Annotated in this window: 27 protein-coding genes; 9 read left to right on the top strand and 18 right to left on the bottom strand. The window is 68.1% G+C overall.

Annotated elements, in window-relative coordinates; all coding sequences use genetic code 11:
- Positions 1–137: 137 nt before the first annotated feature.
- The 10 genes from rbsK to DTA15_RS26775 form a co-directional block, all read right to left on the bottom strand.
- Positions 138–1,067, bottom strand: coding sequence for a ribokinase (rbsK, locus tag DTA15_RS26725; protein ID WP_006495210.1), 930 nt, complete (start codon positions 1,065–1,067; stop codon positions 138–140).
- The gene (locus DTA15_RS26730; RefSeq protein ID WP_006484167.1) at positions 1,064–2,095 is read right to left on the bottom strand and encodes a LacI family DNA-binding transcriptional regulator; all 1,032 of its coding nucleotides are present in this window, start codon (positions 2,093–2,095) and stop codon (positions 1,064–1,066) included. The genes rbsK and DTA15_RS26730 overlap by 4 nt, the downstream gene beginning before the upstream one ends.
- A 34-nt stretch (positions 2,096–2,129) precedes the next feature.
- The gene (locus DTA15_RS26735) at positions 2,130–3,149 is read right to left on the bottom strand and encodes an ABC transporter permease (protein ID WP_006484124.1); all 1,020 of its coding nucleotides are present in this window, start codon (positions 3,147–3,149) and stop codon (positions 2,130–2,132) included.
- The gene (locus tag DTA15_RS26740) at positions 3,146–4,759 is read right to left on the bottom strand and encodes a sugar ABC transporter ATP-binding protein (RefSeq protein ID WP_006484138.1); all 1,614 of its coding nucleotides are present in this window, start codon (positions 4,757–4,759) and stop codon (positions 3,146–3,148) included. Before DTA15_RS26740 ends, DTA15_RS26735 begins: the two co-directional genes overlap by 4 nt.
- Before the next feature lie 145 nt (positions 4,760–4,904).
- The gene (locus DTA15_RS26745; protein ID WP_006484190.1) at positions 4,905–5,855 is read right to left on the bottom strand and encodes a sugar ABC transporter substrate-binding protein; all 951 of its coding nucleotides are present in this window, start codon (positions 5,853–5,855) and stop codon (positions 4,905–4,907) included.
- Positions 5,856–6,582: 727 nt separating this feature from the next.
- On the bottom strand, positions 6,583–7,509 hold the full coding sequence (locus DTA15_RS26755; RefSeq protein ID WP_006484201.1) for a CysB family HTH-type transcriptional regulator: 927 nt from the start codon (positions 7,507–7,509) through the stop codon (positions 6,583–6,585).
- A gap of 75 nt (positions 7,510–7,584) precedes the next feature.
- Positions 7,585–8,643, bottom strand: coding sequence for a sulfate/molybdate ABC transporter ATP-binding protein (locus DTA15_RS26760; protein WP_006484184.1), 1,059 nt, complete (start codon positions 8,641–8,643; stop codon positions 7,585–7,587).
- A 13-nt stretch (positions 8,644–8,656) separates the two neighbouring features.
- Positions 8,657–9,601 (bottom strand): sulfate ABC transporter permease subunit CysW, encoded by a 945-nt coding sequence (gene cysW / locus DTA15_RS26765; protein ID WP_006484215.1) that lies wholly within the window; start codon positions 9,599–9,601, stop codon positions 8,657–8,659.
- Complete coding sequence (gene cysT, locus DTA15_RS26770) at positions 9,598–10,491, bottom strand: sulfate ABC transporter permease subunit CysT (RefSeq protein ID WP_006484116.1); 894 nt, start codon at positions 10,489–10,491, stop codon at positions 9,598–9,600. The genes cysW and cysT overlap by 4 nt, the downstream gene beginning before the upstream one ends.
- Before the next feature lie 123 nt (positions 10,492–10,614).
- Complete coding sequence (locus tag DTA15_RS26775) at positions 10,615–11,652, bottom strand: sulfate ABC transporter substrate-binding protein (RefSeq protein ID WP_006484165.1); 1,038 nt, start codon at positions 11,650–11,652, stop codon at positions 10,615–10,617.
- Between the two features lie 264 nt (positions 11,653–11,916).
- Between DTA15_RS26775 and lexA the strand changes: the two genes are divergently transcribed.
- The 3 genes from lexA to DTA15_RS26795 are packed head-to-tail and all read left to right on the top strand — an operon-like array spanning position 11,917 to position 13,675.
- Positions 11,917–12,564: a transcriptional repressor LexA gene (lexA, locus tag DTA15_RS26785; protein WP_006484226.1), complete on the top strand. Its 648-nt coding sequence runs from the start codon at positions 11,917–11,919 to the stop codon at positions 12,562–12,564.
- A 26-nt stretch (positions 12,565–12,590) separates the two neighbouring features.
- Positions 12,591–12,926, top strand: coding sequence for a hypothetical protein (locus DTA15_RS26790; RefSeq protein WP_006484149.1), 336 nt, complete (start codon positions 12,591–12,593; stop codon positions 12,924–12,926).
- A gap of 29 nt (positions 12,927–12,955) precedes the next feature.
- Positions 12,956–13,675 carry a DUF2939 domain-containing protein gene (locus DTA15_RS26795; protein WP_006484209.1) on the top strand — a complete coding sequence of 240 codons (720 nt, stop codon included), beginning with the start codon at positions 12,956–12,958 and terminating at the stop codon, positions 13,673–13,675.
- An 87-nt stretch (positions 13,676–13,762) separates the two neighbouring features.
- Here DTA15_RS26795 and DTA15_RS26800 read toward each other — a convergent pair whose 3' ends face one another.
- Entirely contained in the window at positions 13,763–14,260 is a 498-nt protein-coding gene (locus DTA15_RS26800; RefSeq protein ID WP_006484144.1) for a universal stress protein, read from the bottom strand.
- A gap of 330 nt (positions 14,261–14,590) precedes the next feature.
- Between DTA15_RS26800 and nodI the strand changes: the two genes are divergently transcribed.
- The gene (gene nodI, locus DTA15_RS26805) at positions 14,591–15,505 is read left to right on the top strand and encodes a nodulation factor ABC transporter ATP-binding protein NodI (RefSeq protein ID WP_006484213.1); all 915 of its coding nucleotides are present in this window, start codon (positions 14,591–14,593) and stop codon (positions 15,503–15,505) included.
- 6 nt (positions 15,506–15,511) lie between these two features.
- Entirely contained in the window at positions 15,512–16,345 is an 834-nt protein-coding gene (locus DTA15_RS26810; protein WP_006484127.1) for an ABC transporter permease, read from the top strand.
- A 37-nt stretch (positions 16,346–16,382) separates the two neighbouring features.
- Here DTA15_RS26810 and DTA15_RS26815 read toward each other — a convergent pair whose 3' ends face one another.
- From DTA15_RS26815 to DTA15_RS26830, 4 genes are all read right to left on the bottom strand, one after another.
- Entirely contained in the window at positions 16,383–16,805 is a 423-nt protein-coding gene (locus DTA15_RS26815; protein ID WP_006484198.1) for a hypothetical protein, read from the bottom strand.
- Positions 16,806–16,906: 101 nt separating this feature from the next.
- A complete protein-coding gene (locus DTA15_RS26820; protein ID WP_006484180.1) occupies positions 16,907–17,965 on the bottom strand; it encodes a permease in 1,059 nt (352 codons plus the stop codon).
- The gene (gene mnmH / locus DTA15_RS26825) at positions 17,962–19,092 is read right to left on the bottom strand and encodes a tRNA 2-selenouridine(34) synthase MnmH (protein ID WP_006484185.1); all 1,131 of its coding nucleotides are present in this window, start codon (positions 19,090–19,092) and stop codon (positions 17,962–17,964) included. Before mnmH ends, DTA15_RS26820 begins: the two co-directional genes overlap by 4 nt.
- A gap of 64 nt (positions 19,093–19,156) precedes the next feature.
- Positions 19,157–20,110: a LysR substrate-binding domain-containing protein gene (locus DTA15_RS26830; protein ID WP_006484145.1), complete on the bottom strand. Its 954-nt coding sequence runs from the start codon at positions 20,108–20,110 to the stop codon at positions 19,157–19,159.
- Between the two features lie 162 nt (positions 20,111–20,272).
- On the opposite strand from DTA15_RS26830, the gene DTA15_RS26835 reads away from it, so the two are divergent.
- Positions 20,273–21,694, top strand: coding sequence for a M20 family metallopeptidase (locus DTA15_RS26835; RefSeq protein WP_006484163.1), 1,422 nt, complete (start codon positions 20,273–20,275; stop codon positions 21,692–21,694).
- 35 nt (positions 21,695–21,729) lie between these two features.
- On the top strand, positions 21,730–23,016 hold the full coding sequence (locus DTA15_RS26840) for an MFS transporter (RefSeq protein ID WP_006484153.1): 1,287 nt from the start codon (positions 21,730–21,732) through the stop codon (positions 23,014–23,016).
- A gap of 77 nt (positions 23,017–23,093) precedes the next feature.
- Here the strand turns inward: DTA15_RS26840 and DTA15_RS26845 are convergent, their stop codons facing one another.
- Complete coding sequence (locus DTA15_RS26845) at positions 23,094–24,146, bottom strand: NADP(H)-dependent aldo-keto reductase (protein ID WP_006484151.1); 1,053 nt, start codon at positions 24,144–24,146, stop codon at positions 23,094–23,096.
- 147 nt (positions 24,147–24,293) lie between these two features.
- Positions 24,294–24,731: a PaaI family thioesterase gene (locus tag DTA15_RS26850; protein ID WP_006484216.1), complete on the bottom strand. Its 438-nt coding sequence runs from the start codon at positions 24,729–24,731 to the stop codon at positions 24,294–24,296.
- A gap of 187 nt (positions 24,732–24,918) precedes the next feature.
- Here DTA15_RS26850 and DTA15_RS26855 point away from each other — a divergent pair, with 187 nt between their 5' ends.
- Both DTA15_RS26855 and DTA15_RS26860 read left to right on the top strand, forming a co-directional pair.
- Positions 24,919–25,407, top strand: coding sequence for a winged helix-turn-helix transcriptional regulator (locus DTA15_RS26855; RefSeq protein WP_006484121.1), 489 nt, complete (start codon positions 24,919–24,921; stop codon positions 25,405–25,407).
- A gap of 343 nt (positions 25,408–25,750) precedes the next feature.
- Positions 25,751–26,374: a phospholipase D family nuclease gene (locus tag DTA15_RS26860; RefSeq protein ID WP_006484133.1), complete on the top strand. Its 624-nt coding sequence runs from the start codon at positions 25,751–25,753 to the stop codon at positions 26,372–26,374.
- A gap of 160 nt (positions 26,375–26,534) precedes the next feature.
- Here DTA15_RS26860 and DTA15_RS26865 read toward each other — a convergent pair whose 3' ends face one another.
- Complete coding sequence (locus DTA15_RS26865) at positions 26,535–26,753, bottom strand: hypothetical protein (RefSeq protein WP_006484186.1); 219 nt, start codon at positions 26,751–26,753, stop codon at positions 26,535–26,537.
- Positions 26,754–26,821 lie beyond the last annotated feature (68 nt).

Here is a 26,821-nt window from a genome sequence, read left to right on the forward strand (position 1 = left end):
ATTGACGCAATTCGGGGCGGGATGGTGAAGCGGGCAGGAAAGGCGCGCCGGCACGCGAACGCGTTGCCGGCGGCGCGAGCGGCCGGCTCGTGCGACGAACCGGCCGCGTGTCGGAATTTAGAACCGCGGATCCGACCCTAGTCGGCCAGTTCGGCGCGGGTCGGAATTGACGGCTGCGCGCCCGCGCGCGTGACCGACAGCGCCGCCGCGCGTTGCGCGAAGCGGATGGCCGCGTCGACGTCCGCGCCGGCCGCGAGCCGCGCGGAAAAGCCGCCGATGAAGGTGTCGCCGGCCGCCGTCGTGTCGACGGCCTGCACGACCGGCGCCGGATAATGCCGCGCGGCGCCGTCGGCCGTCAGCGCGAGCACGCCGCGCGCGCCGAGCGTGACCAGCACGTTGCGCGCGCCGCCGGCTTGCAGCGCCCGCGCGGCGGCCTCGGCCTCCGCCGGATCGCGCACCGGCAGCCCGGTCAGCGCGGCCGCCTCGACCTCGTTCGGGATCAGGTAGTCGACGAGCGGCAGCCAGCCCTCCGGCAACGGCGCGACGGCCGGAGCCGGATTGAGCACCACCGTGCGGCCGAGCCGGCGCCCGGCCGACAGTGCCGCGAACACCGCGTCCGGCGGCGTCTCGAGCTGGCAGATCAGCACGTCGGCCGCCGCCAGCGCGGCTTCGTGCCGCGTGATCGTGTCGGTCGTGACCTCGCCGTTGCCGCCCGCGACGATCACGATCGCGTTCTGGCTCGCGTCGTCGACGACGATCAGCGCGACGCCGGTCGACGCCGACACGCTGGTCGCGAGCCCGATGCAGTCGATTCCCTCGGCCTCCAGGCCCGCGCGCAGTGCCGCGCCGTGCGCATCCGCGCCGACGCAGCCGATCATCGTGACCTGCGCGCCCAGCCGGGCCGCGGCGACGGCCTGGTTGCCGCCCTTGCCGCCCGCCGCCTGCGCGAACGCATGCCCGGCGAGCGTTTCGCCCGGCAGCGGCAGCCGCGGCGCCCGCACGACGAGATCCATGTTGAGGCTGCCGACCACCGTCACGCGGCCGGCGCCCGGTGCGTTCGCCGTCATGCGCGACCGCCCGGTGCGGCCGGCTCGCGGTAGACCGCCGTCGATTCGCGCAGCACGAGGCGCGGCGACACGACGCGACGGCGGCTCGGCACGGCGGTCGAACCGCCGCCGATCCGTTCGATCAGCGTCTGCGCGGCCATTTCGCCGAGCGCGCGCACCGACTGGCCGACCGTCGACAGCGCCGGATACGTGTAGCGGGAAAATTCGATGTCGTCGAACCCGATGATCGAACAGTCGTCGGGCACGCGCATCCCGCGCTCGGCCGCCGCGCGCAGCGCGCCGACGCCCATCAGGTCGTTGCCCGCGAAGATCGCGCTCGGCCGCACCGATTCGAACAGCCGCGATGCCGCGTGATAGCCGCCCAGGCACGAGAAATCGCTTTCGGCGATCGCGCCCGGCACGATGTCGACCCCGCGCTCGGCCATCGCACGGATGAAGCCGTGCACGCGCATCGCGCTGACGGCGGTGTCGGTCGGCCCGGTGATGCAGCCGATCTTCGCGTGCCCGAGTTCGAGCAGGTGGCGCGTGGCCAGGTACGCGCCGCGTTCGTGGTCGATCTGCACGAGATCGGCCGCGAGCCCCTCGATGTTGCGGTCGACGACGACGAGCGGCGCGTGCGTGTCGGCGAGCGTCTGCGCGAGCACCGCATCCTCGCCCGCCGACGCGACGATCAGCCCGTCGATGCGCTTTTCCTGCAGCACGCGCAGGTAGTTGCGCTGCTTCACGGGATCGTCGTCCGAATTGCAGAAGAACACGCAATAGCCGTTGGCCGCGCACTGATCCTCGATACCGCGCGCAAGCTCGGCGAAGTACGGATTCGTGCTGTTCGGCACGACGAGGCCGATCGTCGCCGTCGCCCGCGCCTTCAGCGAGCGCGCCACGGCCGACGGCACGTAATTCAGCTCGCGGATCGCGCCCTCGACCTTCGCACGCACATCCGCGGACACCGGCCGCGAATTGTTCACCACGTGCGAGACGGTCGTAAACGACACGCCCGCCATGGCCGCCACATCCTTGATCGTCGCCATTTCCCGTTTCTCTCTGGTCTGTTCTGTCTGTCTTCTACCGCACGCGTGCGCGCCGGCTGCGATACGTATCGAGCACGACCGCCACCACGATCACCGCGCCCGTGATGATCCGTTTGGTCGGCTCGTTCGCACCGATCTGCGCCAGCCCAGCGGCCAGCACGGAGATGATCAACACGCCGAAGAACGTGCTGATCACCGAGCCGCGCCCGCCCATCAGGCTCGTGCCGCCGATCACGACGGCGGCGATCACCTGCAGCTCGAGGCCCGCGCCCGCGTTCGGATCGGCCGCCTCGAGCCGCGAAATCTGGAACAGCGACGCGAGCCCCGCGAGCGCGCCCATCAGTGCGAATACGAGAATTTTATACGGCCGCGGGTTAACCCCCGCAAGTCGCACCGCTTCCTCGTTCGTGCCGATCCCGACCAGATAGCGTCCGAACACGGTGCGCGTGAGCACGAACTGGGCCGCGATCATCACCGCGACCGCGATCAGGAATGCCGGCGAAATGCCCAGCGCGATCGGGTTCGACAGGAAATCGAACGCATCGCCGATATACGCGGTGCGCGAATTCGTCAGCTGGTACGCGAGGCCGCGCGCGGCCTCCAGGACGCCGAGCGACACGATGAACGACGGAATCCGCCAGCCGACCGTGACCGCGCCGGTCAGCGCGCCCGTCGCGGTCGCGACCGCGATCCCGATCAGCGCGGCCGGCAGCGGCCCCCACTGCCATTTCAGCGCGGCGACGCTGACCATCGACGCGGCCAGCGCGAGCACCGAGCCGACCGACAGGTCGATCCCGGCGATGATCAGCACGAAGGTCATTCCGACCGACATCACGACGAGATCGGGAATCTGGTTCGCGATCGTGCTGAACGTGTCGTAGGTCAGGAAATGCGAACTCAGCACCGAGAACAGCGCGATCATCGCGGCCAGCGCGCCGGCCAGCCCGAGATAGTTCGACAGGCCGAGCCGCGTGCCGGACAGCGTGCGCGCACGGCGCCCCGTCACGTCCTGCTGCGCGCCTGCGTCGGTCGGGGATACGGGAGGCTGGGTCATTGCTGTGGTCCTGTCGTCGAAGTGCCCGGAGCGGCGCCGTGCGCCTGCCCCGCGTCCGGATGCTGCATGGCCGCCCCCGGCGTCTCGCGGCCGAAGCCGGCGAACGCCGCGGCCAGCAGCGCATCCTGGGTCCAGTTGCCGCGCTCGAACACGGCGGTCATGCGGCCGGCCGACATCACGCCGATCCGGTCGCAGATCAGCATCAGCTCGCGCAGGTCGCTCGATACGACCACGAGCGCGCGGCCTTCGCGCGCGAGCGCGCCCATCAAAGTGTAGATCTCGAATTTGGCGCCGACGTCGATCCCGCGGGTCGGCTCGTCGAACAGCAGCACGCCCATGTCGCGCGCGAGCCAGCGGCCGATCACGACCTTCTGCTGGTTGCCGCCCGACAGCTCGCCGACCGGCTGCGCCGCCCCGTGCGTGCGGATTCGCAGCGCGTCGATCTGCTGCTCGGCCAGCGCCGTTTCGCGCCCCGAATCGACGATGCCGCCACGCGCGAGCCGGTCGAGCTGGCCGAGCGACACGTTCGCGGTGATCGACTGCGACAGCAGCAGCCCTTCGCCCTTGCGATCCTCGGTGATCAGCGCGATGCCGTGCTTCACCGCGTCGACGGGCGACGCGATCCGCGCCGGCTTCAGCGGCTGGCCGACGGCGATCGTGCCGGCATCCGGCGTATCGGCGCCGTAGATCAGTCGCAGCAGCTCGGTGCGCCCCGCGCCGATCAGCCCCGAGATGCCGAAGATCTCGCCCGCGCGCACCTCGAGCGACACGTCGCGCACGGCCGTCCCGCGCGTGAGGCCCGATACGGCGAGCCGCGGCGCGCCGAAACGACGTTCGCCGAGATCGATGTGTTCGCCGATCTCGCGCCCAACCATCAGCGTGACGAGCCCGTCGGACGTCGTCGCCGCCATGTCGCCCGCATGCACGAGCCGGCCGTCGCGCAGCACCGCGACGCGCTCGGCGACGCGCGCGAGCTCTTCGAGCCGGTGCGAGATGTAGACGATCGCGACGCCGCGCGCCTTCAGCCGGTCGATCTGCTCGAACAGCAGCTCGACTTCGCGCGCGGTCAGCATCGCGGTCGGCTCGTCGAGGATCAGCACGCGACAGTCGCCGATCAGGTTGCGCGCAATCTCGACCATCTGCTGGTGGCCGATGCCGAGCGCGCCGACCGGCGTATCGGGATCGACCGCGTCGAGCCCGACCTGCGCCATCGCGGCGCGGGCGTCGTCGCGCAGCCGCGCGCGGTCGATGATCCCGAAGCGCCGCGGCAGGCGGTTCAGGAACAGGTTTTCGGCGACGGTCAGCGTCGGCAGCAGGTTCAGCTCCTGCATCACCATGCGCACGCCGAGCGCCTCGGCCTGCGTGCGGCTCGCCGGCGCATAGGCCTCGCCGCCGAGTTGCATCGTGCCGGTGGTCGGGTCGACGAGCCCGCCGATGATCTTCGACAGCGTGCTCTTGCCGGCGCCGTTCTCGCCCGTCAGCGCGAGCGCCTGGCCCGCGTCGAGCGTCAGCGTGACGTCGGCGAGCACGGGTTCGGCATAGGTTTTGCCGATGCCGGATACGGACAGCACGGGATGGGCTGAACGGGAGGGTTGGAAGGTCGGTTCCATCGCGATCCTGGTTGCGGCCGCGCGCACGGGGCGCGCGGGTATGACGCTCACAAGTGCATGTGCATGCAGTGGCCGTGATCGCGCTCACACCGGATAACGGCCGCCGCGCCGGATTCTTGAGGGCAGCGGCCGCACCGGGGCGGCGTTACTTCGTCACGAGATCCACCGGCGTCTCGACCACGCCGGACATGTCGGCCTGCTTGCGATGCTCGGCGATCGCCTTGAGCGCCGTGTCGATGCCGAACACGGCCTGCTTCGCCGCGTACTGGTCGGCGGTCGCGAGCACGCGGCCGTCCTTCAGCATCGGCTTGATCGCGTTGATGTTGTCGTAGCCGACCACGAGCACCTTGCCCTGCTTGCCGGCCGCGCGCACGGCCGACACGGCGCCGATCGCCATGTTGTCGTTACCGCACAGCAGCGCCTTCAGGTTCGGGTATTCGTTGAGCATCGCGGCGGCCACCGCATTGCCCTTGTCGATCTCCCATTCGCCCGACTGCACCGACACGACCTTCATCCCGCCCGCCTTCATCGCGTCCTGGAAGCCGGCCGTGCGCTGCTGCGCGTTGGTCGTCGTCGACACGCCTTCGACGATGCCGACCTGGTCGCCCGCCTTCAGCCGCTTCGCGAGGTAGTCGCCGATCTTGCGCGCGCCCTTGCGGTTGTCCGGGCCGACGAACGGCACGTTCAGGTTCTTCGACTTCAGCACGTCGGGGTCGAGCCGGTTGTCGATGTTCACGACGATGATGCCCGCGTCGACGGCCTTCTTCACGACCGGCACGAGCGCCTTCGAATCGGCGGGTGCGATCACGATCGCGTCGACCTTCGAGACGATCATCTGCTCGACGATGCGGATCTGGTTCGCAGTGTCGGTTTCGTCCTTGATGCCGTTGGTGATCAGGTCGAACTGGTTCGCGTTGTGTTTCTGGTATTCCTTCGCGCCCGTTTCCATGGTCAGGAAGAACTCGTTGGCGAGCGACTTCATCACGAGCGCGACCTTCGGCTTGCCCGCCGATTGCGCGTGGACGGCCGGTGCGGCGGCCACCGCGACGGCGGCGAGCGCGGCGGTCAGGAAGCGACGGCGAAAGCGGACATTCATACACATCTCCTGGCGACTGGCCCGAAGGGCCGGATTGTTGTTTGACTGTTGTTTTAATGTGAGCAAACGTTTGCGCCACACTACCCGGGCAATGGCCATCGATGCTGCTGTCGGTACCACGGAATGGAAGCGAGGCAGACGGCCGACTGCCTGGCGCGTGCTGTCGTTGACGCGCCACCGCCGGCGGGAGGCCGGCGGAGTGAAGGCTATGCTGTACCGATTCGCTTCGGCGCGCAACCTGTCTGATCAATATTTAAGGGTTTATTCGGAGCGCGCGAGCGCGCTTCACGACGCGCAAATACGACACTCGCGATGCCGACGGCGGCTCGCCGGAGCGCTTCGCAGGCGGCTGGCCAGCGAGGAAGCGGATCGTTCCGGACAACGCGCTCGCGTCGACGGTCGGCACGAAGCTCGGCCGCATTCGCCGTCGCGACATGTCGTCGACCGTGACGGAACCGCGCGGCGATTCGCACACGCGCGGCCTTGTGAATGAGGACGACTGCCGATCGTGCGTTCCGCGCCGAGGCCCGGCGTTGCAGGTCGTTCTTGTTTTTCTGTTGGTCGGAAACATGGGGCGATCGTCGCCTGGCGCGGGATCGCTCGGCGGGTGCTTCAGCCGTGATGGCGGCCATCGCCTGTCGCGCCCGGCGCCGTATGCGGCACCGCACGCGGGGTGCAAGTCGCGCCATCCGCGGCAACGGCCCGGACGGCGCGCGACGTGCACCGGTCAAACGGCTTCGCGCAACAGCCCGGCGATTTCCGCTTCGTTCAGGTGCGGGGCGAACATTTCGATCAGCCGGTACGCGTACGCACGCAGGAACGCGCCCTTGCGCAGCCCGACCCGCGTCGTGCTCGCCTCGAACAGGTGCTGCGTATCGAGCGCGACGAGCCCCGTGTCGCGCTGCGGATCGTAGGCCATCGCCGCGACCACGCCGATCCCCATCCCGAGTTCGACGTAGGTCTTGATCACGTCCGCATCGATCGCGGTCAGCACCACGTCGGGCACGGCGCCCGCCTGCGTGAACGCCTGGTCGATGTGCGAGCGGCCCGTGAAGTCCTGGTCGTACGTGATGATCGGGTATTCGGCGATCTCCTCGAGCGTCAGGTTCTCGCGGCCGACGAGCGGGTGGCCCTTCGGCACGACGACCGTGTGGTGCCACGAATAGCACGGGAACGTGACGATGTCCGGATAGCGGTCGAGCGCCTCGGTCGAGATGCCGAGATCGGCCTCGCCGTTCAGGATCATCTGCGCGATCTGCTGCGGGCTGCCCTGGCGCAGCGCGAGATGCACCTTCGGGAACACGTCGGTGAACTGCCGGATCACCTTCGGCAGTGCGTAACGCGCCTGCGTGTGCGTCGTCGCGACGACGAGGTGGCCGCTGTCCTGATCGGCAAACTGGCGCGCGACGCGGCGCAGGTTCTCGGCGTCGAGCAGCATCCGCTCGATCAGCTGGTGCACGGCCTTGCCGGGCTCCGTCAGCCCCGTCAGCCGCTTGCCGCGCCGGATGAAGATGTCGACGCCCAGCTCGTCCTCGAGATCCTTGATCTGCTTCGACACGCCCGACTGCGACGTGTACAGCACGTTCGCGACTTCCGTCAGGTTCATGTTCTGGCGCACCGCTTCGCGCACGAACCGCAATTGCTGAAAATTCATGGGTATGCCTCTTAGGCTGTCGTTGTTTGATTGTCGAATCGGAGCGATGCCCGCCCTCTGCCCTGCATTGTCTCGTCAACGCGCGGGAAATACCCGCACGGCGCGCGGCACGGCCGTCGCACCGTCGCCGACCTGCAGCGACAGCGCCCGCCATGCGTCGCGGTCGAGTTCCGCCTCGAGCGCGCCGCCCGCGCGCGCCTCGAGCTCCACGCGCACCGAACCGCCGAGCGGAATCACGCGCCGCACGTCCACCGCGATGCCGTCGCGGTGCCCTTCGCCCGCCGGCCACAGCTGCAGATCGTGCGGCCGCACGTACGCGTGCGCGGGGCCCGCGAAATCGGCGTCGACCTCGATCGGCGCGGCCGCGCCTTCCGCGACGAAGCCGCGCCCGGCAACCGTGCCCGGCAGCCGGTTCGCCGCGCCGAGGAACTCGTACACGAACGCGCTTTGCGGATGATCGTAGACGTCCTGCGGGCTGCCGACCTGCTCGACGTGGCCGCGATTCAGCACGACGATGCGATCGGCCACTTCGAGCGCCTCTTCCTGGTCGTGCGTGACGAAGATCGTCGAGATGTGCAGGTCGTCGTGCAGGCGACGCAGCCAGCCGCGCAGCTCCTTGCGGACCTTCGCGTCGAGCGCGCCGAACGGTTCGTCGAGCAGCAGCACCTTCGGCTCGACCGCGAGCGCGCGGGCGAGCGCGATACGCTGGCGCTGCCCGCCCGACAGCTCGGACGGATAGCGCTGCGCGAGCCAGTCGAGCTGCACGAGCTTGAGCAGCTCGTGCACCTTCTCGCGAATCGCGGCTTCCGACGGCCGCTCGCGGCGCGGCTTCACGCGCAGCCCGAACGCGACGTTCTCGAACACCGTCATGTGGCGGAACAGCGCGTAATGCTGGAACACGAAGCCGACCTGGCGGTCGCGCGCGCCGACCGACGCGACGTCGAGCCCCTGCAGCACGACCTGGCCGGCGTCCGCGTGCTCGAGGCCCGCGATCACGCGCAGCAGCGTGGTCTTGCCGCAGCCGGACGGGCCGAGCAGCGCGACCAGTTCGCCGGGCGGAAAGTCGAGCGACACGTTGTCGAGCGCCGTGAAATCGCCGAAGCGCTTCTGAAGGTTACGGACGGTGATACCCATTCTGGTTGCCTCTTTACGATTTCGACGAAACGGCGGCGACAGGGCCGGCATGTGCGGGAACGGCGTCGTGCGTGTCGGCCAGTTCGGCGGCGAGGTGACGCTCAGCGAGCAGCTTCAGCGCGAGCGTGACGAGCGCGAGCAGCGCCAGCACCGACGCCACCGCGAACGCCGCCGCGAAGTTGTATTCGTTGTACAGGATTTCGACGTGCAGCGGCATCGTGTCCGTCACGCCGCGGATGTGGCCCGACACGACCGACACCGCGCCGAACTCGCCCATCGCGCGCGCATTGCACAGGATCACGCCGTACAGCAGGCCCCACTTCACGTTCGGCAGCGTCACGCGGCGAAAGATCTGCCAGCCCGACGCGCCTAGCACGCGCGCGGCCTCTTCCTCGTCGGTGCCTTGCGCCTGCATCAGCGGAATCAGCTCGCGCGCGACGAACGGGAACGTGACGAAGATCGTCGCGAGCACGATGCCCGGCACCGCGAAGATGATCTGCACGTCGTGCCCCTGCAGCCACGGCCCGAGCCAGCCCTGCGCGCCGAACAGCAGCACGTACACGAGGCCCGAGATCACCGGCGACACCGAGAACGGCAGGTCGATCAGCGTCGTCAGCAGCGCCTTGCCGCGGAATTCGAACTTCGCGATCGCCCACGATGCGCACACGCCGAACACGAGGTTCAGCGGCACCGCGATCACGGCGACGGTCAGCGTCAGTTTGATCGCCGACCATGCATCGGGATCGGCCAGCGATTCGAAATAGAAGCCGACGCCCTTGCGCAGCGCCTCGACGAACACCGCGGCGAGCGGCACGACGAGGAAGAACGCGAGGAACGCCAGCGCGATGCCCGTGAGCAGCCAGCGCACGACGCGCGACTCGCTGACGGGATCGAGCCGCTTCGCGGCACGCGCGGCGGGTGACGGGGTTTTCAGCACGACGGTGGCCTCCTGGCTCATTGCTGGCCTCCTGCTGCGACGGCGGCGACAGCGGCGGGCGCCGGGCCGCTCGCGCCCTTGCTCGTCCGGCGCTGCAGATACCACTGCAGCGTGTTGATCAGCAGCAGCATCAGGAACGACACGACCAGCATCACGACCGCCAGCGCGGTCGCGCCCGCGTAGTCGTACTGCTCGAGCTTCGTGATGATCAGCAGCGACGTGATCTCGGATTTCATCGGCACGTTGCCGGCGATGAAGATCACCGAGCCGTATTCGCCCAGCGCACGCGCGAACGCGAGCGCGAAACCGGTGAGCAGCGCCGGCAGCACGGCCGGCAGCACGACGCGGCGGAACGTCAGCCAGCGCGACGCACCGAGGCACGCGGCGGCCTCTTCCTGCTCGCGCTCGAAATCCTCGAGCACCGGCTGCACGGTGCGCACGACGAACGGCAGCCCGATGAAGGTCAGCGCGACCAGCACGCCGGCCGGCGTGAACGCGATCTTGATGCCGAGCAGCGCCAGATACTGGCCGACCCAGCCGTTGGTCGCGTAGACGGCCGCGAGCGAGATGCCGGCCACCGAGGTCGGCAGCGCGAACGGCAGGTCGACGATCGCGTCGACGAGGCGCTTGAACGGGAACGTGTAGCGCACCAGCACCCACGCGACGAGGAAGCCGAACACGGCGTTGATCAGCGCGCCGCCGAGCGCGGCCGAGAACGTCAGCCGGTACGACGCGAGCACGCGCGGCGACGTGACGGCGGTGACGAACTGGTCCCACGACAGCGTCGCGGTCTTCAGGAACGTGGCGGCGAGCGGAATCAGCACCACGAGGCTCAAATAGGCCACCGTGATGCCGAGTGTCACGCCGAAACCGGGCAGCGCGCTCGGCTTGCGAAAGGTGTACGTCGTCATCGGATGCTCTTGCTGGGTCGATGCTGCTCACGGGTCCGACGCAAACGCCGGCGCAGTGAATCGCGCCGGCGGGCCGTCGGGGATGCGGCGCGCTGTCGTGGCGCGCCGCTTGTCGTTATGGCGTTACTGCGGCTTGTAGATCGAGTCGAACACGCCGCCGTCCGCGAAATGCGTCTTCTGCGCATTCGTCCAGCCGCCGAACGTGTCGTCGACCGTGTACAGCTTCAGCTTCGGAAACTGCTTGGTCAGCTCCGCCGACACGTTCTTCGAACGCGGCCGGTAGTAGTTGCGCGCGGCGATTTCCTGGCCCTGCGGGCTGTACAGGAAATTCAGGTAGGCCTCGGCCAGCTTGCGCGTGCCTTTCTTGTCGACCACCTTGTCGACCACCGCGACGGGCGGCTCGGCCAGGATGCTCACCGACGGCACGACGATCTCGAACTTGTCGGTGCCGAATTCCTTGACCGACAGGAACGCCTCGTTTTCCCATGCGATCAGCACGTCGCCGATCCCGCGCTGCACGAAGCTCGTCGTCGCGCCCCGCGCGCCCGAATCGAGCACGCCTGCGTTCTTGTAGAGCTTCGTGACGAATTCCTTCGCCGTCTGCTCGTTGCCGCCCGGCTTGTGCAGCGCGTATGCCCAGGCGGCCAGGTAGTTCCAGCGCGCGCCGCCCGACGTCTTCGGGTTCGGCGTGACGATCGAGATGCCCGGCTTGGTCAGGTCGTCCCAGTCCTTGATCCCCTTCGGATTACCCTTGCGCACCAGGAACACGATCGTCGACGTGTACGGCGACGCGTTGTCGGGCAGGCGCTTCTGCCAATCTTTGGCCACGAGCCCCTTGTTCGCGAGCGCGTCGATGTCGTAGGCGAGCGCCAGCGTGACGACGTCGGCCTGCAGGCCATCGAGCACCGAGCGCGCCTGCGCGCCCGACCCGCCGTGCGACTGCTTGAAATTGACCGTTTCGCCCGTCTTCGCCTTCCACTCCTTGCCGAACGCCTGGTTGAAATCCTGATACAGCTCGCGCGTCGGGTCGTACGACACGTTCAGGAAAGTCGTATCGGCCTGGGCATGCGTCACGACGCCCAGCACCGCCGCCGCGCCCAGCGCGAGTGTTGCGATCAGGCGGCCCACTCCGCCCACCAGCCCCGTGTTGCGCTTCGCCATCCTTGGTTCTCCAGTGTTGTCGGTATTGCGATGTCGGGCCAGTCTATCGAACGGGTTACATGATTAAAAATAATCGTTCCTCATTTTTTAATACTCAAAAGTGCTAACGCAGACGGGATGGACGGTTGCGGCGGATAAACCGGCGTCCGGGCGTCGCGAAATCGCGCCGGAACCGGCGCGATCGCGTCGAACCTCAAGTAACACTTGAAATTCACCAGGTACTGTATAAAAATACAGCTCACTGTCTATCCATACAGTTGAGCCATGACCAAACTCACCGCCCGTCAGCAGCAAGTGTTCGACTTGATCCGTCGCGCGATCGAGCGCTCCGGATTCCCGCCCACCCGCGCCGAGATCGCGGCCGAACTGGGCTTCAGCTCGCCGAACGCGGCCGAGGAGCACCTGCGCGCGCTGGCGCGCAAGGGCGTGATCGAGCTGGCCGCCGGTGCGTCGCGCGGCATCCGGCTGCTCGGCGTCGACGACGCCCCGCACCAGTTCACGCTGCCGCACGCCGCGCTGATGCAACTGTCGCTGCCGCTCGTCGGCCGCGTCGCGGCCGGTAGCCCGATCCTCGCGCAGGAGCACATCTCGCAGCACTACGCGTGCGATCCCGCGCTGTTCACCAGCAAGCCCGACTACCTGCTGAAGGTGCGCGGCCTGTCGATGCGCGACGCCGGCATTCTCGACGGCGACCTCCTCGCCGTGCAGAAGCGCACGGAAGCGAAGGACGGCCAGATCATCGTCGCGCGTCTGGGCGACGACGTCACGGTCAAGCGCCTGATGCGCCGGCCCGGCGGCCTCGAGCTGATCGCGGAGAACCCGGATTACGAAAACATCTTCGTCAAGGCCGGCAGCGCGGATTTCGCGCTGGAAGGCATCGCCGTCGGGCTGATTCGCTCGGGCGAACTCTGACATTCCGTCTCGCTCAGGAGAACATCATGGAACGCCTTGCCCGCCTGCTGCCTTTCCGTCAATTCGGTCGCCTGCGTCATCTGCGCGGCCGCACGCCCTGCGCACCGCTGTCCGCGGCGGCGCCTGTGCATGAAGAAGTCGCAGTCGAACGGCAGGCGTCCCTGCTGCCGTCAGCGCTGCCCGCGTTCGCGCGGGTATCGCTGAACGCCGGTCTGAATCACGCGGAACCCGCACGCCGCGCGCCGGTGCGCGTCTATCACGGCCGGTCGCGCTTGATCATGGTCGGCACGATCGATGCCGTCTGCCGAATGATCGATCGCTGCATCGCAGAGGAACGATCGGCCACGCCGGGCGGTCTCTGATTGCGGAACCTTCCCGCACCGGAGGCAACGTGACCGAATCGCCGCGCCGCACAGGGCGACTCAAGCCCCTACTGATCGTCGCGCTGATCGTCGCCGTCATTGCGGCGCTCGGCTATGCGTACGCGTCGCCGTATGTCGCGCTCGGTCGCCTGAAATCGGCGATCGATGCGCGCGATGCGCAGGCGATCAGCGAGTATGTCGACTTTCCATCGCTGCGCATCAGCCTGAAGCAGCAGGTCACGGAAGAGTTGATGCGCCGGATCGACGCAGTGAAGAAGAACAACCCGTTCGCGGTGATCGGCGCGCTGATCGGGTCCGCGTTGATCGGTCCTCTGGTCGATGCGTACGCGACGCCGGAAGGCGTTGCCGCGCTGATGAGCGGAATGCCGCCGCGCGGCAATCCGGGCGAGCGTCCGCCTGAGTGGTCGAATCAGCCGCCGGCAGGCAATGCCCCCGGCACCACGCCTGCCGCACCGCCCGCCAATCCGGCGCCGGCAAGTGCGGGGGTATCGGGCAGCAACGCGGTCGCTTCGGCGGCATCGTCGCCGGCGCCCGCACCTGCCGCACCGGCCAGCCCGAGCGAAGCCACGCAAGCGCCGCACCAGCAGCAAACCAGCGCGGGCTACCGAAATATCGATGAATTCGTCGTGACGTATCAGCGCAGTGCCGACGGCACACGCTATGCGGCGATCTTTCACCGCTTCGGGCTGTTCTCGTGGAAATTGTCCGGGATCGACCTGCATGCTTAGCAGGCCACTCTGGACGCCTGCCGTGCTGATGCAGCGCGGTGCGTGACCGGCACGCATCGCCGGTCACGCAGTCGTCCAGTCTTTAGATCATTTGCCGTTCGCCGTGGCCGCCTCACGCTCGCGCGCGATTTCGGCCTTCTGCTCTTCCGCCGACGAACACGCCACCAGGATGCTGCAGTTCACGCGATCGAGCAGTTGCGTATTGCCCGACCCCATCCACCATCTCGACAATCCGCTGCGGCACCGGTGGCCGACGACGACGAGGTCGACTTTCAGCTCCGACGCGAGATTCGCGATTTCGTCGATCGGATACCCGAACGCGAAATGGCCTTCGGCCTGTACGCCGCGCTCACGCAGCCAGTTCACGCCTTCCTGCAGGATTTCGCGCGCGGTTTCCTCGAAGCGGCCGCATGCGACATCGGTCAGCAAACCTGCACTTTGCGCAATGCTCGAACGCATGTCGACGACCGACAGCAAATGCGTTTCGGCCTTCAGGTCCATTGCGAGATTGGCCCCGCAGCGCAGTGCCTTGCGCCCTTCGAGCGTGCCGTCGTAACACAGCAAAATCTTGTTGTAGCTAGCCATGAGACCTCCCTATCGCGACAACGAGCCTACGCATTCATCATGGTGCGCCGCAATTCAGGACGCAAGGGATGGAAAACGCTGATTCGCCCCGCGCGGCGCGTGCGCGATGATGCGGTGCACGATCGGTGCGCGCTTGCATCGCACCGGGCAGGCATGCCCTGAAGCGATGCAGCCGATGCACTAGAATGGCCCGTTCATACTCCAGCGGGCCACCGTACGCTGGCGTCGTGCGCTTCGGTCATGCCCATGTGACACGCATCCGTCCGATCCGTTCGCAAACCGGCCACGCTCGGGCAACGGAACGCGCCCGCTTACAACGACAACCTGCCCATGTCCGTCGCACCGATCGATTTCCGCAACGTCGAAAAGCGCTATGGCGACAAGCTGGTCGTCAACGGTCTGTCCTTCAACGTGAAGGCCGGCGAATGCTATGGCCTGCTCGGGCCGAACGGCGCCGGCAAGACCACGACGCTGAAGATGCTGCTCGGCCTCGCGCACCCCGATGCCGGCACCATTTCGCTATGCGGCGAACCGGTTCCATCGCGGGCGCGACATGCACGCCAGCGGGTCGGCGTCGTCCCGCAGTTCGACAATCTCGACCCCGACTTCACCGTACGCGAGAACCTGCTCGTCTTCAGCCGCTATTTCGGGATGTCGGCGCACGCCGCACGCACGCTCGTGCCGCCGCTGCTCGAATTCGCGAAGCTGGAAAACAAGGCCGACGCGAAGGTCGGCGAGCTGTCGGGCGGCATGAAGCGCCGCCTCACGCTCGCCCGTGCGCTCGTCAACGATCCCGACGTGCTGGTGCTCGACGAGCCGACGACGGGCCTCGATCCGCAGGCGCGGCACCTGATGTGGGAGCGGCTGCGTTCGCTGCTTGCGCGCGGCAAGACGATCCTGATCACCACGCACTTCATGGAAGAAGCCGAGCGGCTGTGCGATCGGCTGTGCGTGATCGAGGAAGGCCGCAAGATCGCCGAAGGCGCGCCGCATGCGCTGATCGAATCGGAGATCGGCTGCGACGTGATCGAGATCTACGGGCCCGATCCGGCCGCGCTGCGCGACGAGTTGTCGGCGTTCGCGAAGCACACGGAGATCAGCGGCGAGACGCTGTTCTGCTATGTGAGCGACCCCGAACCGCTCAGCGCGCGCCTGAAGGGCCGCGCGGGGTTGCGCTATCTGCATCGGCCGGCCAATCTGGAAGATGTGTTCCTGCGGCTCACGGGCCGCGAAATGCAGGACTGATCGACCATGGACGTCCGCAACTATTCCGCCACCACGCCATCGGCCCCGCCGCGCGAGTCGCGCTTCGCGATCGCGATGCCCGCGAACGCGAGCAACTGGATCGCCGTCTGGCGGCGCAACTATCTCGTGTGGCGCAAGCTCGCGCTCGCGTCGATGTTCGGCAATCTCGCCGATCCGATGATCTACCTGTTCGGGCTGGGTTTCGGACTCGGCCTGATGCTCGGCCATGTCGACGGCGTGTCGTATATCGCGTTCCTCGCGGCCGGCACGGTCGGGTCGAGCGTGATGATGTCCGCGAGCTTCGAGTCGATGTATTCGGGTTTCTCGCGGATGCACGTGCAGCGCACGTGGGAAGCGATCATGCACACGCCGCTCGCGCTCGGCGACATCGTGCTCGGCGAGATCGTGTGGGCGGCCAGCAAGGCGATGCTGTCAGGGGGCGCGATCATGCTGGTCGCGGGCGGGCTCGGCTACGCGCAGTTTCCGTCGATGCTCGCGGTGCTGCCCGTGATCGCGCTGGCCGGCCTCGCGTTCGCCAGCATCGCGATGATCGTCACGGCGCTCGCGCCGTCCTACGATTTCTTCATGTTCTATCAGACGCTCGCGCTGACGCCGATGCTGCTGCTGTCCGGCGTGTTTTTCCCGATCACGCAGTTGCCGCCGATCGCGCAGCACGCGGCGCGGGCGCTACCGCTCGCGAATGCGGTCGAGCTGATCCGGCCCGCGATGCTCGGCCGGCCGGCGACCGACATCGCGCTGCACGTCGCGGTGCTCGCCGGCTACGCGGTCGGCGGATTCCTGCTGTCCGCGTGGCTGTTCCGGCGGCGGATGATGCGCTGACGGCCGGCGCACCGGGCGCCGGCTTCATGCGACGACGTTACTCGTCGTCGTCGCTCCACGGAATTTCGACGTCGGTCAGGAACGCGACGGTCGCGAGCGGGCCGCCTTCCTGGCGGCCGAGCTTGCCGTCCGCGCGATGCCATTCGACGCGGAACTGCGTACCCGGATCGTCGGCCACCAGATACACGGTGCGCAGTTCTTCCTTGTCGGCTTCGTCCACCGGACCGTCGAACGACACCAGCATCTTCTGCGGCCACAGGCCGTTGACCGGATCGTAGATGCGATCGCCTTGCGGAATGTCGATGCTGGCCTCGACACCGATCGTTGCGGAGGCCTCGATGATCATCGTGCCGAGCGCTTGCAGCACGGCAGTCGCCCGCGCGGAATTGGCCTGGCGGATCGCGAGATCGCCGCGCGTCAGCGCCTTTTCGAGTCGAGGATGAATCTTCGGTTGGGTCATGCGTTTTCCTGTTTGCTTCTTGTAAAGGGCGCCGCACGCGTGAAGCGGCGGCGCCGGATGAATACGACGACGGCGCGCGACTGGCGCGCCGTTTGCGTGCGTCAGAACCCGAACGCGATCGCGAGCAAGCCGCTCGCGATCCCGAACACGACGACGAGCGTCGCGACGATCGCCAGCATGGTCGGCTTGAACGAACGCGCGAGCATCGCGAGCGACGGCACGCTGATCGGCGGCAGCGTCATCAGCAGCGCGGCGGCCGGACCGACGCCCATGCCGAGCGACAGCATCGCCTGGATGATCGGCACCTCGCCGGCCGTCGGAATCACGAACAGCATGCCCGCGACCGCGAATGCGACGATCCAGCCGAGATGATTGCCGATGTCCGGGCCGATATGCGGAAACAGCCACGCGCGCGCGGCGCCGAGCAGCAGCACGAGCACGATGTATTCGGGCACGAGCCGCACGGCCATGCGCGCGAGCAGTTTCATCCAGCGGACGAACGGATTGCCGGCCGCGGCCTGTTCGGCAGCCAGCGCGGCGAGCTGGGCATCGTCGATATTGCGGTCTTCAGGACGCGCGATGCGGTTCAGCAGGTAGCCGATCCCGAACACCATCGCGATGCCGAGCACGAGGCGCAGCGCGCTCCAGTGCCAGCCGAGCACGAAGCCCATGAACACCAGCGCGGCCGGGTTCAGCACTGTGTTGCCGAGCCAGAATGCGACCGCGCCGCCCGGCGATGCATGACGCGCCCGCAGCCCCGCGACGACCGGCGCCGCGCAGCACGTGCACATCATCCCCGGCAGCGACAGCAGCCCGCCCGCGGCGACACTGCCGAACCCGGTGCGGCCGAGCACGCGCGCCACCCAATGCGCGGGCAGCAGCGCCTGCACGGCCGAGCCGAGCAGCAGGCCGAGCACCATCGCCTGCCAGATCGCCTTGCCGTATGCCCACGCGTAGTCGAGCGCCGCCTTCAGCGACGGCTCGGGGGCCGCCGCCGACGTACCCATCAGGATCGACTGGCCGATCGAATGGTGCTCGGCGGCAACGAACGCCTTGTTGTAGTACGGGAACCATTTCACATAGAAGAGCCCCGCGACCGCGATCAGCAGGAAGGTCATCCAGCCGAGGGCGGGACTGGGTTGGGTGCGTGTGGTCGTCATCGTGTGGTGAACGTCGATTGGTCTTTGTCGGTTTCGGATGTCGCGCCGCCAGCAAGCGCGGCCGATGCCGGCAACCCGGCGCGCGCGAGTTCGGCCAGCAGCATGCGCGCCTGATCGCGCACGTCGGCCGCGTTGGGCCGGAACGTGAACGTCAGCGCCCGGTTCGGCTTGTCGTACGTCGCACGGTAAGTGCGCGCGTAGGCGGGATCGTAATGCTTGTCGATCAGCTCGGTGAACAAATCGGCCCGCGCGCCGGCATCGATCAGCCCCTTCCAGCGCGTCACCTCTTCGCGGCTGTGCAGCCCGATCAGCCGATGAAGCTGCGCCTTGAACGCGTCCGGTTCGTCGAACAGGTGCGCGTAATCGTCCAGCAGGAACGCGATCCGCTCGTCGTGGGCCGCTTCGACCTGCACCCACGGGCCCGCATGAAACGCTTCGATCAGCGCGATCGGCAACTGCACGAGCCCGATCCGGCGGCTTTCCGACTCGACGAACACCGGCCATTGAGGGTCGAAACGCCCGAGCGTCTCGACGAGCCCCGAATCGAACCCTTTCTGCGCCGGCTGCGGCTTGCCCGGTAGCGCGCCGAGCAGCGAACCGCGATGGCACGCGAGCGCTTCCAGGTCGAGCGTCTGCGCGCCGACGTCGCGCAGCGCGTTCAGCAGGCGCGTCTTGCCGCACCCCGTGTGGCCGACCAGCGCGATGTAGCGAAAGCGCGTCGGCAGCGACGCGAGGGTCGCGCACACCGACTGGCGGTACGCCTTGTAGCCGCCGTCGAGCTGGCGCGCCTTCCAGCCGATCAGGTTGAACCAGGTCGTCATCGAACCCGAGCGCTTGCCGCCGCGCCAGCAGTAGATCAGCGGCCGCCAGTTGCGCGGCCGGTCGGCGAAGGTCGTGTCGAGATGGCGCGCGATGTTGCGCGCGACGATCGCCGCGCCGACGCGCGTCGCCTCGTACGGCGACACCTGGCGGTACATCGTGCCGACGAGCACGCGCTCTTCGTTGCTGAGCACGGGCGCGTTCAGCGCGCCGGGAATATGGTCCTCGGCGAACTCGAGCGGCGTGCGCACGTCGATGATCTCGTCGAACTCGCCGGCGCGATCGAGGGTGACAATCAGGTTCTTCAATTTGGCGTCGAACAGGGGCGATGCGGCTCGTGGAGCCGCATGGGCACGGAAGGCGGATTGACGATTATCTCACGGGCCGGCGTCCCGGGCCGCGCGCGGTAGTCCGCGGCGGCGAGGCGGCCTGCATCGCGTCGATCAGGTGGTCGCGAAATGCACGCACCGACGCGGGCAGATCGCGCCCCGCCATCGTCTGTACCTGGATGCTGCGTTCGCGCAGTTGCGGGTTCGTCACGGGCACGACGACGAAGCCGTCCGCATCGGAGCGATCGCGCACCGACAGCAGCCCCGTGAACATCACCGCGCCCGTGCGCCGTGCGTAGCCGTACATCGCCGCGGTATTGTTGCTCGTCAGTTCGGGCTCGAGCAGCAGCCCGTCGAGCGCGCACGCGATGTCGATCAGCTGGCGCACCGTCGTGCCGGCCTCGGGCAGCACGTGCGCGTGGCGCGCGACATCGGCGAGCGACACCGCGTCGCGCGTCGCGAGCGGATGATCGTGCCGGACCAGCGCAAAGACGGGCGCGCGCTCCGTGTGGTCGACACGCACGCCCTTCTCCGGCGCGAGGCTGAAGGTCAACGCGATGTCCGCGTCGCCGTCGCGCACGCGCCGCGTCGCATCCGCCGGCGACACGACCCACACGGTGAAATCGACGCCCGGGTGGCGCGCCTTGAAGCTCGCGAGCACGCCGGGCAGGAAGTCGATCGCGAACCCTTCCGAGCATGCGATCTTCAGCAGGCTGCCGTGCAGCGCGTCGAGCCCGCCGATGTCCTTCATCACGTGCTCGGCCTCCAGCAAGCTGCGCTGCGCGAACGCCAGCAGCCGCTCGCCCGCTTCCGACAGCGTCATCCCGCGCGGCCGCCGCTCGAACAGCGGCGCGCCGAGCTCGCTCTCCAGCTTCGCGATCTGGCGGCTGATCGCCGACACGGCCACGTGCAGCCGCGCGGACGCGTCGCTGATCGAGCCGGTACGCGCCACCTCGACGAAATACCGCAACGCCAGCCCATGCAGGAAAGCCGCCATCGTTCTGTCTCCGCGCCGCATCCGGCCGCGCTGCTTTGCCTTTTCGGCAAAGAAAGGTTCGAAATTCGATCATTGTGACAAAAAACCGGGCTTTCTAGAATCGATCGCACTTCACGTTGCGTGCACGGCCCGCGCGCAGCGGAACCACACGGGAGACACGCTTTGAGCCGTACCGCCGCCATCCAGCACGCGCTGAACCAGTTCGAATCCGGTGCGTTCTTCGCAATCCTGAGCCGCCGCGTCGGCCTGCGCACCGAAAGCCAGGAAAGCGGCGGCCACGCCGCGCTGCGCGCCTATCTGACCGACGAGATCGCGCCCGAGGCCGCCCGCCTCGGTTTCACGTCGCGGATCGTCGACAACCCCGTCGACGGCGGCGGCCCGTTCCTGCTCGCGTCGCGCCACGAAGACGACGCGCTGCCGACCGTGCTGATCTACGGCCACGGCGATGTCGTGCGCGGCTACGACGCGCAGTGGCGCGCGCCGCTGTCGCCGTGGACGCTCACGGCCGACGGCGACCGCTGGTACGGCCGCGGCAGCGCCGACAACAAGGGCCAGCACACGATCAACCTGGCCGCGCTGGCGAGCGTGCTCGATGCGCGCGGCGGCCGGCTCGGCTTCAACGCGAAGCTGCTGATCGAGATGGGCGAGGAAACCGGGTCGCCGGGCCTCGACGCGCTGTGCCGCCAGGAGCGCGACGCGCTCGCGGCCGACGTGCTGATCGCCTCCGACGGCCCGCGCATCGCCGCCGCGCGCCCGACGGTATTCCTCGGCTCGCGCGGCTCGGTCAATTTCACGCTGAGCCTGCGCGCCCGCGACGGTGCGCATCACTCCGGCAACTGGGGCGGACTGCTGCGCAACCCGGCGATCGTGCTCGCGCATGCGCTCGCGAGCCTCGTCGACGCGCGCGGCGCGATTCGCGTCGCGGGGCTGCGCCCGCCGCCGATCCCGGCCGCCGTGCGCGACGCGCTCGCCGATCTTGCGGTCGGCGGCGGCCCCGGCGACCCGGCGCTCGACGCCGATTGGGGCGAGCCCGGCCTGTCCGCGGCCGAACGCGTGTTCGGCTGGAACACGTTCGAGATCCTCGCGTTCAAGGCCGGCAATCCGGAGCATCCCGTCAACGCGATCCCGCCCGCCGCGTATGCGCACTGCCAGTTGCGCTTCGTCGTCGGCACCGACTGGAAGGCGCTGCATGCGCACTTGCGCGCGCACCTCGATGCGCACGGCTTCGCCGACGTCGAGATCGACGTCGAACGCGGCGCACCGGCGACACGCGTGCCGCCGGACGATCCGTGGGTGCGCTGGGCCGTCGCGTCGCTCGCGCGCACGACCGGCAAGAAGCCCGCGATCCTGCCGAATCTGGGCGGCACGCTGCCGAACGAGGTGTTTGCGGACACGCTCGGGCTGCCGACGCTGTGGGTGCCGCACTCGTACCCGGCGTGCTCGCAGCACGCGCCCGACGAGCATCTGCTCGCGAGCGTCGTCAGCGAGGGGCTGCAGATGATGGCCGGCCTCTTCTGGGATCTCGGCGACGACGCGCCGCCCGTTCGCCGCGCGGCATCCGCCGCGGCCGGCGCCGCCCTGTAACGCGCTTCGCCCCTTTCACGGGACCTGCACACACGATGAATACGACCACCCTGACCTCGCAGGACGCCGCGCGCCCCGGCGCCGCGAAGATCCGGCGCATCATCTTCGCGGCGTCGATCGGCAACGCACTCGAATGGTTCGACCTGATCGTCTACGGCTTCTTCGCGGTGACGATCGCCAAGCTGTTCTTCCCCGCCACGAGCGAAGCGACGTCGCTGATGCTGACGCTCGGCACGTTCGGGCTGTCCTATCTGATCCGGCCGATCGGCGGCTTCGTGCTCGGCGCGTACGCGGACCGCGCGGGCCGCAAGGCGTCGCTGCTGCTGTCGATCGCGATGATGATGGCCGGCACGCTGCTGATCGCGCTGATGCCGACCTATGCATCGATCGGCATTCTCGCGCCGCTCGGGATCATGCTGTCGCGGCTGATGCAGGGCTTTTCCGCCGGCGGCGAATTCGCGAGTTCGACCGCGTTTCTCGTCGAGCACGCGCCGCAGCGGCGCGGCTTCATGTCGAGCTGGCAGTTCGCGAGCCAGGGCCTCGCGACGCTGCTCGCGTCGGGCTTCGGCGCGCTGCTGACGGCCACGCTGACCTCCGCGCAACTCGAAAGCTGGGGCTGGCGCGTGCCGTTCCTGTTCGGCCTCGCGATCGGCCCGGTCGGGCTGTACATCCGCCGCTACGTCGACGAAGGCGTCGAGTTCAAGACGCAGGCGCGCTCCGAAGCGCCGGTGCGCGAACTGTTCGCGGACCAGAAGCTGCGGCTGCTGCTGTCGGTCGGCGCGCTGGTGATCTCGACCGCGATCAACTACATGATCCTGTACATGCCGACCTACGCGATCAAGCAGCTCGGACTGCCTGCGTCGACCGGCTTCGCGGCGACGCTCGCGACGGGCTTCGTGCTGACGCTCGTCACGCCGGTCGTCGGCCATCTGTCCGACCGCACCGGGCGGATCCGCATGATGGCGGTCGCGGCCGTGCTGATGCTCGTCACCGTATGGCCGACGTTCGCGTGGCTCACGCGCCACGCGTCGTTCGCGACGATGCTCGCCGCACTCGTCTGGATCGGCGCGCTGAAGGCGATGTACTGCGGCGCGCTGCCGGCGCTGATGGCCGAACTGTTCCCGGCGCAGACGCGTGCCACCGGCCTCGCGGTCAGCTACAACACCGGCGTCACGCTGTTCGGCGGCTTCGCGCCGTTCGTCATCACCTGGCTGATCAGCACGACCGGCAACCGGCTGTCGCCGGCGCTCTATCTGATGGGATGCGCGCTGCTGAGCCTCGCCGCGCTGTTCGTCGCGCGCACCCGGCTGAAGATGCGCTGACGCGGAAAACGACGGCGCAGCGGTGCGCCACCGACGCGGCCCGCCGCGGCATCGCTGCCGCGCGGGCCGCGCGCCGTTTACGGCGCCGGGTTCGGCTGCCGTTCGTGCAATGCGTCGATCTCGGCGAGGACCTCGTCGGACAGCGTCACGTCGATGCTGCCGATGTTTTCCTTCAACTGCTCGAGCGACGTCGCGCCGACCAGGTTGCTGCGCACGAACGGACGGCTGTTGACGAACGCGAGCGCCAGTTGCGCGGGCGACAACCCGTGACGCTGCGCGAGCGCGACGTAACGCGACGTCGCCTCGACGGCCTGCGGCTTGCTGTAGCGCTGGAAACGCTCGAACAGCGTGATGCGCGCGCCGGCCGGACGCGCGCCGTTCTCGTACTTGCCGGACAGCCAGCCGAACGCGAGCGGCGAATACGCGAGCAGGCCGACGCCGTCGCGATGCGTGAATTCCGACAGCCCGTTCTCGAACGTGCGGTTCAGCAGGCTGTACGGATTCTGGATGCTCGCGATGCGCGGCAACCCGAGCCGCTCGGCCGCGCGCAGGAACTGCGCGACACCCCACGGCGTTTCGTTCGACACGCCGATCGCGCGCACCTTGCCGGCCTTCACGAATTCCGCGAGCACGCCGAGCGTTTCCTCGATCGGCACCGTGTACGCGTCGTCGACCCACGGATACGCGGGACGGCCGAACGTGGTCGTGCTGCGATCGGGCCAATGCAGCTGGTAGAGATCGACGTAGTCGGTCTGCAGGCGCTTGAGGCTGCCGTCGAGCGCTTCGGTGAGGTTCTTGCGGTCGAACTGGTTGCCCTCGCCGCGAATATGGCGCGGATTGTGCGGCTGCCGCGCCGGCCCGGCGATCTTCGTCGCGAGCACGATACGGTCGCGCTGCGCGCGATGCTGCGCGATCCAGGTGCCGATGTATTGCTCGGTGCGGCCCTGCGTGTCGGGCTTCGGCGGCACCGGATACATCTCCGCGGCGTCGATCAGCGTCACGCCCTGCCCGAGCGCGTAGTCGATCTGCTCGTGCGCGTCGCGCTCCGAATTCTGCTCCCCCCACGTCATCGTGCCGAGACCGATCAGGCTGACCTCGATGCCCGAATCGCCGAGTGTGCGGTATTCCATGCTGTTCCTGTCGCGTCGGTGGAAAGCAGGAACGCTATCACATTGAAGCGCGTGCTTCAGATGGGCCCCGCACACGCTTACAAGCGGCCTTCGGTGCTGCCCCATGCGCTTCGCGCGCCGCCTGGACGGGCGCGTCGCCGCCTTCCGTCACTGCGGCCGCTGGATGAAGCAGGTCGCCGATGCATGCGCGACGATCTTGTCGTCCGGCGTCTTCAGCGTGCCCTCCGCGACGCCCAGCGAACGCGACAGGTGAATCACGCGCCCTTCCGCGATCAGGTCGACGTCGCGCGGCACGGGCCGCAGCATTTTCACATGCAGATCGACGGTGCCGTAACCGACGCCCGCATCGAGCATCGAATGCACCGCGCACCCGGTGACCGAATCGAGCACCGTCGCGGCGAACCCGCCGTGCACGCCGCCCAGCGGGTTCAGGTGCCGGCCGTCCGCCCGCGCCGAAAACTTCACGTAACCGAGCTCGACGTCGAGCGGACGCATCGGAATCGTCTCCGAAATCGACGCAAGGGGCGCGTCGCCCGACACGGCGGCACGCAGCAGATCGAGGCCAGACAGGGAAAGCGGATTCATCGGGTTGTCTCCGGGTTGAAAGCGCGTCGCCGCGCGAGTAAGTTCTAAATTGGAACTCAATATTGTCAACGATGCCGGCGGTTGTCAACGCGACTGCGCCCGTTGCCGCCGAACGCGGGTTCTATAATCGAACCCGCTATTTCGCTGAACCGCCGCAAGACCGCCGCATGAGGCAAGAGACTCGACGATGAAATGGGATGACATCGGCACGCTGAACTGTTCGGTCGCGCGCGCCCTCGCCGTGCTCGGTGACCGCTGGACCATGCTGATCCTCCGCAACGCATTCCTCGGCAGCCGCCGCTTCGATGCGTTTCAGGCGCAGCTCGGCCTGACGCGCCACGTGCTGGCCGAACGGCTCGCGCGGCTCGTCGACGAAGGCGTGCTCGTCAAGCGCGCGTATCAGGAACGCCCGCCGCGCTTCGAATACCGGCTGACGGAGAAGGGCCTCGACCTCTACCCGGCCCTGCTCGCGCTGATGGCGTGGGGCGATCGCTGGAAGGACGACGGCCAGGGGCCGCCGGTGCAACTGCGTCACCGGACCTGCGGCCAGCTGATGCACGCGGTGACCGTATGCTCGGCCTGCGGCGAACCGCTCGACGCGCGTGACGTGCAGCCCGAGCCCGGGCCCGGATGGATCGCGTCCGACGGGGCTGAGGCGCCTGCAGCCGGGGATTGACGATCCGCTGCGTGCGCGGATGCCTGTCTGATTGATGCGTCCGCCGGACATACGCTTGGGCCACAGGCCGCAAGGCGTCCGGGCCCGACCGAGCGGGCGCGCGTTGCTCGCACGCGAGTGAGCGGCAACGGCAAGCGCAATCGCATGCCATCGCCAGCCCTGTTCCGTATCCGTTAATTGATCGCCCCGCGCGCACGCACGGACTGCGCAACGCAACTTCGCATCACCCTCTCCCCCCCTGCCGATCATCGCGCGGACCATCGCTTCGCATCCGCACGTGACCGGGCCGCCACGCGTGCGTTACACTCTCGGCCCGCTGTCTCGAAATTATTCGCTGTCCAAGATGTTGTCGCGCAATCGCCTCGCTGCCGCCTGTCTCGCCGCTTCCCTGCTCGCCACACCCTTCGCCGCCCTCGGCAAGACGCAAAGCGAATCGCTGCTCCAGCAAGCGATCGATCTCGTGTCGCGATGGCTGCCGGCCCCCACTCACGAAGCCCCCGCGACCCAGGTCGTCGAATCGGCCTTCTCGCCCGACGGCGGCGCCGAGGCGCTCGTGCTGAAAGCGATCGGGGCGGCGCGCAGCTCGATCCGGGTCGCCGCCTACTCGTTCACGTCGCCGCCCGTCACGCGCGCGCTGCTTGCCGCCAAGCGCCGCGGCGTCAACGTCGCGGTGGTGGTCGACGACAAGGGCAATCGCGCGAAGAGCAGCAAGCAGGCACTGAACCTGCTCGTCAACGCGGGCATCCCGACGCGCACGATCGACGCCTATGCGATCCATCACGACAAGTACCTCGTGATCGACGCCGAGCACGTCGAAACGGGGTCGTTCAACTACAGCGCGTCGGCGGCCAGCCGCAATTCCGAGAACGTCGTCGTGGTCTGGAACAATCCGCAACTCGCATCGCGCTACCTCACGCACTGGCAAAGCCGCTTCGACCAAGGCACGCCGTACCGCTCCAGCTACTGACGCACGACACGCGCGTTCGCCCGACGCTCGACCGCTCGCATGCACGCTACCGTATTGCGGATGATCGGCGAGCGCGGCGCGATGTTCAATTCGGCCCAATGGCCAGCCTGCCGCCTCGCGAAACGCCCGTCACGCGCGACACCGCCGCGTTCGAAGGATGTCAGGCACCCCGCCCGGTCGCGATGCCGACGTGCGCGCCCGGCACACAGCGATTCGCGTGCCCGTCCGCACTGCTTGCCGAATTCGCCGCGAGACCATGGTCGCCCATCGGCAGCGCACTGCGCACGCAATCGGTACTGAACGTCAGCGTGTTCTGCACCAACGGGTAAAGGAGATACAGCGCAAACGCGAGATAGCCCGCGTACAGAATTCGAACCATGGTGTGCGATGGGAGATGACGAACGATTGGACTCGTCCTGTTTACGGCAGCGCGACGCGCAAGCTTGA

The organism is Burkholderia cenocepacia (genome assembly GCF_900446215.1).
Taxonomy (GTDB): Bacteria; Pseudomonadota; Gammaproteobacteria; order Burkholderiales; family Burkholderiaceae; genus Burkholderia; species Burkholderia cenocepacia.

What these genes read in the sequence shown, in the direction of transcription:
- rbsK (WP_006495210.1), bottom strand. Translation starts at nt 1,067, where the DNA reads ATGACGGCGAACGCACCGGGCGCCGGCCGCGTGACGGTGGTCGGCAGC.
- DTA15_RS26730 (WP_006484167.1), bottom strand. Translation starts at nt 2,095, where the DNA reads ATGGCGACGATCAAGGATGTGGCGGCCATGGCGGGCGTGTCGTTTACG.
- DTA15_RS26735 (WP_006484124.1), bottom strand. Translation starts at nt 3,149, where the DNA reads ATGACCCAGCCTCCCGTATCCCCGACCGACGCAGGCGCGCAGCAGGAC.
- DTA15_RS26740 (WP_006484138.1), bottom strand. Translation starts at nt 4,759, where the DNA reads ATGGAACCGACCTTCCAACCCTCCCGTTCAGCCCATCCCGTGCTGTCC.
- DTA15_RS26745 (WP_006484190.1), bottom strand. Translation starts at nt 5,855, where the DNA reads ATGAATGTCCGCTTTCGCCGTCGCTTCCTGACCGCCGCGCTCGCCGCC.
- DTA15_RS26755 (WP_006484201.1), bottom strand. Translation starts at nt 7,509, where the DNA reads ATGAATTTTCAGCAATTGCGGTTCGTGCGCGAAGCGGTGCGCCAGAAC.
- DTA15_RS26760 (WP_006484184.1), bottom strand. Translation starts at nt 8,643, where the DNA reads ATGGGTATCACCGTCCGTAACCTTCAGAAGCGCTTCGGCGATTTCACG.
- cysW (WP_006484215.1), bottom strand. Translation starts at nt 9,601, where the DNA reads ATGAGCCAGGAGGCCACCGTCGTGCTGAAAACCCCGTCACCCGCCGCG.
- cysT (WP_006484116.1), bottom strand. Translation starts at nt 10,491, where the DNA reads ATGACGACGTACACCTTTCGCAAGCCGAGCGCGCTGCCCGGTTTCGGC.
- DTA15_RS26775 (WP_006484165.1), bottom strand. Translation starts at nt 11,652, where the DNA reads ATGGCGAAGCGCAACACGGGGCTGGTGGGCGGAGTGGGCCGCCTGATC.
- lexA (WP_006484226.1), top strand. Translation starts at nt 11,917, where the DNA reads ATGACCAAACTCACCGCCCGTCAGCAGCAAGTGTTCGACTTGATCCGT.
- DTA15_RS26790 (WP_006484149.1), top strand. Translation starts at nt 12,591, where the DNA reads ATGGAACGCCTTGCCCGCCTGCTGCCTTTCCGTCAATTCGGTCGCCTG.
- DTA15_RS26800 (WP_006484144.1), bottom strand. Translation starts at nt 14,260, where the DNA reads ATGGCTAGCTACAACAAGATTTTGCTGTGTTACGACGGCACGCTCGAA.
- nodI (WP_006484213.1), top strand. Translation starts at nt 14,591, where the DNA reads ATGTCCGTCGCACCGATCGATTTCCGCAACGTCGAAAAGCGCTATGGC.
- DTA15_RS26810 (WP_006484127.1), top strand. Translation starts at nt 15,512, where the DNA reads ATGGACGTCCGCAACTATTCCGCCACCACGCCATCGGCCCCGCCGCGC.
- DTA15_RS26815 (WP_006484198.1), bottom strand. Translation starts at nt 16,805, where the DNA reads ATGACCCAACCGAAGATTCATCCTCGACTCGAAAAGGCGCTGACGCGC.
- DTA15_RS26820 (WP_006484180.1), bottom strand. Translation starts at nt 17,965, where the DNA reads ATGACGACCACACGCACCCAACCCAGTCCCGCCCTCGGCTGGATGACC.
- DTA15_RS26830 (WP_006484145.1), bottom strand. Translation starts at nt 20,110, where the DNA reads ATGGCGGCTTTCCTGCATGGGCTGGCGTTGCGGTATTTCGTCGAGGTG.
- DTA15_RS26840 (WP_006484153.1), top strand. Translation starts at nt 21,730, where the DNA reads ATGAATACGACCACCCTGACCTCGCAGGACGCCGCGCGCCCCGGCGCC.
- DTA15_RS26845 (WP_006484151.1), bottom strand. Translation starts at nt 24,146, where the DNA reads ATGGAATACCGCACACTCGGCGATTCGGGCATCGAGGTCAGCCTGATC.
- DTA15_RS26850 (WP_006484216.1), bottom strand. Translation starts at nt 24,731, where the DNA reads ATGAATCCGCTTTCCCTGTCTGGCCTCGATCTGCTGCGTGCCGCCGTG.
- DTA15_RS26855 (WP_006484121.1), top strand. Translation starts at nt 24,919, where the DNA reads ATGAAATGGGATGACATCGGCACGCTGAACTGTTCGGTCGCGCGCGCC.
- DTA15_RS26860 (WP_006484133.1), top strand. Translation starts at nt 25,751, where the DNA reads ATGTTGTCGCGCAATCGCCTCGCTGCCGCCTGTCTCGCCGCTTCCCTG.
- DTA15_RS26865 (WP_006484186.1), bottom strand. Translation starts at nt 26,753, where the DNA reads ATGGTTCGAATTCTGTACGCGGGCTATCTCGCGTTTGCGCTGTATCTC.